4 protein-coding genes and 2 pseudogenes are annotated in these 5891 nt (G+C 72.2%); 4 read left to right on the top strand and 2 right to left on the bottom strand.

Translation table 11 applies throughout. The features are described 5' to 3' along the window. Positions 1-311: pseudogene (locus EF903_RS35555) on the bottom strand (hypothetical protein); the annotation flags it as partial. Positions 312-563: 252 nt separating this feature from the next. Between EF903_RS35555 and rpsB the strand changes: the two are divergent. The 4 genes from rpsB (at position 564) to frr (ending at position 3970) form a co-directional block, all read left to right on the top strand. Beyond that, positions 564-1412: a 30S ribosomal protein S2 gene (gene rpsB, locus EF903_RS27350; RefSeq protein ID WP_125547582.1), complete on the top strand. Its 849-nt coding sequence runs from the start codon at positions 564-566 to the stop codon at positions 1410-1412. Between the two features lie 136 nt (positions 1413-1548). Next, positions 1549-2385 carry a translation elongation factor Ts gene (gene tsf / locus EF903_RS27345; RefSeq protein WP_125547580.1) on the top strand — a complete coding sequence of 279 codons (837 nt, stop codon included), beginning with the start codon at positions 1549-1551 and terminating at the stop codon, positions 2383-2385. 162 nt (positions 2386-2547) lie between these two features. Further along, positions 2548-3327 carry a UMP kinase gene (pyrH, locus tag EF903_RS27340; protein WP_114054388.1) on the top strand — a complete coding sequence of 260 codons (780 nt, stop codon included), beginning with the start codon at positions 2548-2550 and terminating at the stop codon, positions 3325-3327. Between the two features lie 85 nt (positions 3328-3412). Beyond that, positions 3413-3970: a ribosome recycling factor gene (frr, locus tag EF903_RS27335; RefSeq protein ID WP_114054389.1), complete on the top strand. Its 558-nt coding sequence runs from the start codon at positions 3413-3415 to the stop codon at positions 3968-3970. 451 nt (positions 3971-4421) lie between these two features. On the opposite strand, the pseudogene EF903_RS27325 reads toward frr, so the two are convergent. Continuing rightward, positions 4422-5744: pseudogene (locus EF903_RS27325) on the bottom strand (AAA family ATPase); the annotation flags it as partial. Between the last annotated feature and the right edge of the window lie 147 nt (positions 5745-5891).

Below are 5891 nucleotides of genomic sequence, written 5' to 3'. Positions count from 1 at the left end.
GGACCTGGCGGCCCCACCGCCCGCACCCGCGCACCCGCCGGGGCCGCCAGGTCCACCCCGCGGTGCCCGGCGGCGTACGGGGTCGGCGGCGGGTCCCACCAGCGGGACACCACCAGCGGACCGGGCAGCGGCCGCACCGCCCCCGGCAGCGGCCGCACCGTCCCGGCCGGCACCGCGCCGGACCGCACTGCCCCCGGTGCGCGCGCGGGCGCGCGGGCGGCCTCGCGGGCGTCCGCTGCCTCCGGCGGGCCCGGAGCCGCCGCGCGGGCGGTGAGCAGCAGCAGTGCGATCAGCAGCGTCGTCACGGTCATGCGGCCAGCGTGCCCCCGCCGCCGCGGGGCGCGGGCGGGCCTGTGGACGGCCGTCCGGTTGTGGACGGCGGCGTCACCTGGCATACCGCCCGGTCCCGTACACTTCTTACGGCGATCCGGGTCACCGGGTCGACTTCGCACGCCCCGGGGCCGGTCGGCAAGACCGGGTGCCGGCGTCTCTCGGTCCCCTTCGACGGGGGCAGGACGCATCGGGGCGTCAGGACCAAAACCGAGAAAACCAAGGAGATGGCCATGGCCGTCGTAACGATGCGGGAGCTGCTGGAGAGCGGCGTCCACTTCGGTCACCAGACCCGTCGCTGGAACCCGAAGATGAAGCGCTTCATCTTCACCGAGCGCAACGGCATCTACATCATCGACCTGCTCCAGTCGCTGTCGTACATCGACCGCGCCTACGAGTTCGTCAAGGAGACCGTCGCCCACGGCGGCTCCATCATGTTCGTCGGTACCAAGAAGCAGGCCCAGGAGGCCATCGCCGAGCAGGCGACGCGCGTCGGCATGCCGTACGTCAACCAGCGCTGGCTCGGCGGCATGCTCACGAACTTCTCCACGGTCTACAAGCGCCTGCAGCGCCTGAAGGAGCTCGAGGCGATCGACTTCGAGGACGTCGCGTCCTCGGGTCTGACCAAGAAGGAGCTCCTGGTCCTCTCCCGCGAGAAGGCCAAGCTGGAGAAGACCCTCGGTGGTATCCGCGAGATGCAGAAGGTGCCCAGCGCCGTCTGGATCGTCGACACCAAGAAGGAGCACATCGCCGTCGGCGAGGCTCGCAAGCTGAACATCCCGGTCGTCGCGATCCTCGACACCAACTGCGACCCCGACGAGGTCGACTACAAGATCCCGGGCAACGACGACGCGATCCGCTCCGTCACCCTGCTCACCCGCGTCATCGCCGACGCCGTCGCCGAGGGCCTGATCGCCCGCTCCGGCGCCGCGACCGGCGACTCGAAGCCGGGCGACAAGGCCGCCGGCGAGCCGCTCGCCGAGTGGGAGCGCGACCTGCTCGAGGGTGAGAAGAAGGCCGACGCCGCCGAGGCCGCCCCGGCCGCCGAGGCCGCCCCGGCCGCCGAGGCCGAGCAGGCCTGACCCACTGGAAGGGCCCGGTGTTCACGCTCCGGGCACTTGCAGCACGGACGATGACGGCGGGGGAGCCGCGCCACGAGCGCGCCTCCTCCGCCGTTCACCCGTAGATCTACGACTTCGAGAGAGAAGCACAAGACTCATGGCGAACTACACCGCCGCTGACGTCAAGAAGCTCCGCGAGCTCACCGGCGCCGGCATGCTGGACTGCAAGAACGCGCTCGTCGAGGCCGACGGCGACGTGGAGAAGGCCCAGGAGGCCCTCCGCATCAAGGGTCAGAAGGGCGTCGCCAAGCGCGAGGGCCGCTCCGCCGAGAACGGTGCCGTCGTCTCCCTCATCGCCGACGACAACACCTCCGGCGTTCTCGTCGAGCTGAAGTGCGAGACGGACTTCGTCGCCAAGGGTGAGAAGTTCCTCGCCGTCGCCAACCAGCTGGCCGCCCACGTCGCCGCCACCTCCCCGGCCGACATCGAGGCCCTGCTCGCCTCCGAGATCGAGCCCGGCAAGACGGTCACCGCCTTCGTCGACGAGGCCAACGCCAACCTCGGCGAGAAGATCGTCCTGGACCGCTTCGCGCAGTTCACCGGTGGCTACGTCACCTCCTACATGCACCGCACCATGCCCGACCTGCCGTTCCAGATCGGCGTCCTGGTCGAGCTGGACAAGGAGAACGCCGAGGTCGCCCGCGGCGTCGCGCAGCACATCGCCGCGTTCGCCCCGCAGTGGCTGTCCGCCGAGGACGTCCCGGCCGACAAGGTCGAGTCCGAGCGCCGCATCGCCGAAGAGGTCACCCGCGCGGAGGGCAAGCCCGAGGCTGCCATCGCGAAGATCGTCGAGGGTCGCGTGAACGGCTTCTTCAAGGACGCCACCCTCCTGGGCCAGCCGTACGCGCTGGACAACAAGAAGTCCGTCCAGAAGGTCCTGGACGAGGCCGGTGTCACCCTGAAGCGCTTCACGCGCATCAAGGTCGGCATCTGAGTCCGTCCGTACACGACGGGCACCGGACCCCGGTAGGGTCTGAGGCAGTCGTCCGCCTACGCGTGGAACGACCGCAGATCTGACGAGGAGGCCATTGCCGTAGAGGGAACCGCGAGGACCCACCGGCAATGGCCTTCTTCGTATGTGCACGAGGAGATCTCCATGAATCAGGGCGTGGACCCCCACAACGCTTCCGACGACAAGAGCGACCACGGGAGGAAGGGCCGCCGCTTCATGCTGAAGCTGTCCGGCGAGGCCTTCTCCGGCGGCGGCGGACTGGGCGTCGACCCCGACGTCGTCCATGCCATCGCGCGTGAGATCGCCGCGGTGGTCCGCGACGGCGCGGAGATCGCCGTCGTGATCGGCGGCGGCAACTTCTTCCGCGGCGCCGAACTCCAGCAGCGCGGCATGGACCGCGCCCGTTCCGACTACATGGGCATGCTCGGCACCGTCATGAACTGCCTCGCCCTCCAGGACTTCCTGGAGAAGGAGGGCATCGACTCCCGTGTGCAGACGGCGATCACCATGGGCCAGGTCGCCGAGCCGTACATCCCCCTGCGGGCCGTGCGGCACCTGGAGAAGGGCCGCGTCGTGATCTTCGGCGCGGGTATGGGCATGCCGTACTTCTCCACCGACACCACGGCCGCCCAGCGCGCCCTGGAGATCGACGCCGAGGCCCTGCTCATGGGCAAGAACGGCGTCGACGGGGTCTACGACTCCGACCCCAAGAAGAACCCCGACGCGGTGAAGTTCGACGCGCTGGAGTACGGCGAGGTGCTCTCCCGCGACCTGAAGGTCGCGGACGCCACCGCCATCACGCTGTGCCGCGACAACGATCTGCCGATCCTGGTGTTCGAACTGCTCGCCGAGGGCAATATCGCCCGCGCCGTCAAGGGTGAGAAGATCGGCACGCTCGTGAGCGACCAGGGAACCCGGGCCTGAGCGGTCCGCAGCCGGAGCCGGCCCCGCGCGGCCGGACCCGCACCGCCCGCCTGAACCATCCATTCAAGACATGCAGGAGCACGTGGTGATCGAAGAAATCCTCCTCGAAGCCGAGGAGAAGATGGAGAAGGCCGTCGTCGTCGCCAAGGAGGACTTCGCCGCGATCCGCACGGGCCGTGCGCACCCGGCGATGTTCAACAAGATCATGGCGGACTACTACGGCGCCATCACCCCCATCAACCAGCTCGCGTCCTTCTCGGTGCCCGAGCCGCGCATGGCCGTGGTGACCCCGTTCGACAAGAGCGCCCTGCGCAACATCGAGCAGGCCATCCGCGACTCGGACCTGGGAGTCAACCCCAGCAACGACGGCAACATCATCCGTGTGGTGTTCCCCGAGCTGACCGAGGAGCGCCGCCGCGAGTACATCAAGGTCGCGCGCACCAAGGCCGAGGACTCCCGCGTCTCCATCCGCTCCGTGCGCCGCAAGGCCAAGGACGCCCTCGACAAGCTCGTCAAGGACAAGGAGACGGGCGAGGACGAGGTCCGCCGCGCGGAGAAGGAGCTCGACGACACCACCGCGAAGTACGTCGCGCAGGTGGACGAGCTGCTCAAGCACAAGGAAGCCGAGCTCCTCGAGGTCTGATGAACGACTCTCCCTGGGCCGCGGAGCCGGTTCCGGCGGGTCCCGCATACGATGCGCTGGTGGGCCCGCACACTCGGCCCATGCCCATCGTGCCCGATGCCGCCGGCCGTGACTTCGACGACCGGGATGCACGCGATCGGGGGGCCGCCGCTGAAGGCGGCCCCCCGTTCCGCGCCGAGACGCCGCCGCAGGAGCCCATGCCCAGCCCCCCGCCCCCGCCCTCGCCCCCGGCCGCGGTCGTGTCCCCGCCTGCTGCCCCGCCGTCCGCGGGCGTTGCGCTCGCGCCTTGGTTCCCGTCCGCGGGCAGGTTCGCGCCCTGGGCCCCGCTGTCGGGCGCCGTGGCCGCTCCGTCTCCGCCCGCGGTCGCCGGGCAGGTGCCTCCGCGTCCGGCTGCGGGCATACCGCAACCGCCCTCGTTCCCGCCTGCCGGTGCCGAAGGGGCACTTCCGCTCGCGGGCGCCGCGGCGGCCAGGGCGCGCAGGGCGAGGGGGAGGCCCGCGCCCAGGGCGACCAGCTTCGCCACGGTCGCCGCGTCCGGCTCCGCCCCGGTGCCGACGGCGGCCGCCCGAACGAGGTCCGCCGCCTCCGCGGCGGGCAGCGGCCGCACCGGCAGCTGGTGGACCCAGGCGGCGAGCCCGGGCAGCGCCAGCGGCTCCCGCGCCGTGACCAGCACCAGGCTTTCGGACCGCTCCGGCACGAGCGGGCGGACCTGCTCCGCGTCGACCGCGTCGTCCAGCACCACCGTCACCGGCAGCCCCTGCAACTGCTGGTGGTACAACTCGCCCAGCCGCCGCACCTGCTGCTCCGCGGACGAGCCCTCGCGGAACAGCAGCTGCTCGCGCGGCGCACCCAGCCGGTTCAGCAGGTGCAGCAGTGCCTCCCGTACAGGCAGCGGTGTCCCCCCGCCGGGCGAGCCGCCGCGCAGGTCCACGACGCACGCGCCGCGGAACTGGTCCCGCAGCGCGTCCGCCGCCCGCAGGGCCAGCGCCGTCCGGCCCACGCCCGGCTCGCCGTGCAGGACGACCACCACCGGCCGGGTCTCCGTACTGGCCCGCGCCGCCTGCACCCACTGTGCGATCCGGGCCAGTTCGGCCCGGCGGCCCGTGAACCCCGCTGCCTCCTCCGGGAGCTGCCCGAAGGACTGCTCCAGCACGCTGCGCCGCCGCGCCTGCGCACTGCGGTCGCCCCCGCGCAGCGGCGGCACCGCGGCCGCCGGCCGGGGCTGCCGGGGTGCGCGGGCCGCGGCCGCCACCGCGCGCTGCTGCTCCAGGAACGGCCGTATCCCGCGCACCTCCAGGGCCGTCAGCCACTTCAGCCGCAGCTGCTCGGGCCCGCCGGGCCGCCCCCGCTCGCCGGCCCGCCGGTTCGCGGCCGGCAGGTGCCCGGCCGTCACCTTCGCGACGGCCGCCGCAGCGCCCGCGACGCCGGTGACGGCCCCGGCGGTCAGCGCCGCCCCGACCGGGAACCCGAGCGACAGGTCCGCGCCGGCCGCGGCGGCGGCCGCCACCGCCGTCACGAGCAGCGCCGTCGAGGTGTTCTGCCGCCGGAACGCCTCGCCGAGCGACTCCGCCCCGGCGTCCGAGGCGTCCACCGCCCGCACGTACGCCTCGTACTCCTCGGCGGCGCTCGCCGCGAGGGACTCCAGCGCCTCCAGCCCCCGGTTCAGCAGCGCGGCCCTGTCGAACGGCGCCCCCACACCGGCGGCCCGCCGGGCCTCTTCGTCCACGGCCCGCTCCAGCAGTCGCTCGGCCTCACCGCGATGGCTGTCCCGCATCGGCATCCCCTCAAGAGAGCTCCGGCAACGTGCCCCAAGTGTGGGACCGGACCCCCCGGTGCGCGACAGAACTTGAGCTAGATCAGAGCCAGTTGACGTCCCCACGGCCTCCGCGGCGCATATATCCACGCCCCACCCCCGTCGGCG

Origin of the sequence: Streptomyces sp. WAC05292, from assembly GCF_003949955.1 — a bacterium.
In the GTDB taxonomy this organism is placed as follows: Bacteria; Actinomycetota; Actinomycetes; order Streptomycetales; family Streptomycetaceae; genus Streptomyces; species Streptomyces globosus.
The sequence above is the reverse complement of the archived record's forward strand: the minus strand, read 5'-3'. Positions and strand labels throughout refer to the sequence as shown.

Coding starts and splice junctions, on each gene's coding strand:
- rpsB (WP_125547582.1), top strand. CDS start 564: ATGGCCGTCGTAACGATGCGGGAGCTGCTGGAGAGCGGCGTCCACTTC.
- tsf (WP_125547580.1), top strand. CDS start 1,549: ATGGCGAACTACACCGCCGCTGACGTCAAGAAGCTCCGCGAGCTCACC.
- pyrH (WP_114054388.1), top strand. CDS start 2,548: ATGAATCAGGGCGTGGACCCCCACAACGCTTCCGACGACAAGAGCGAC.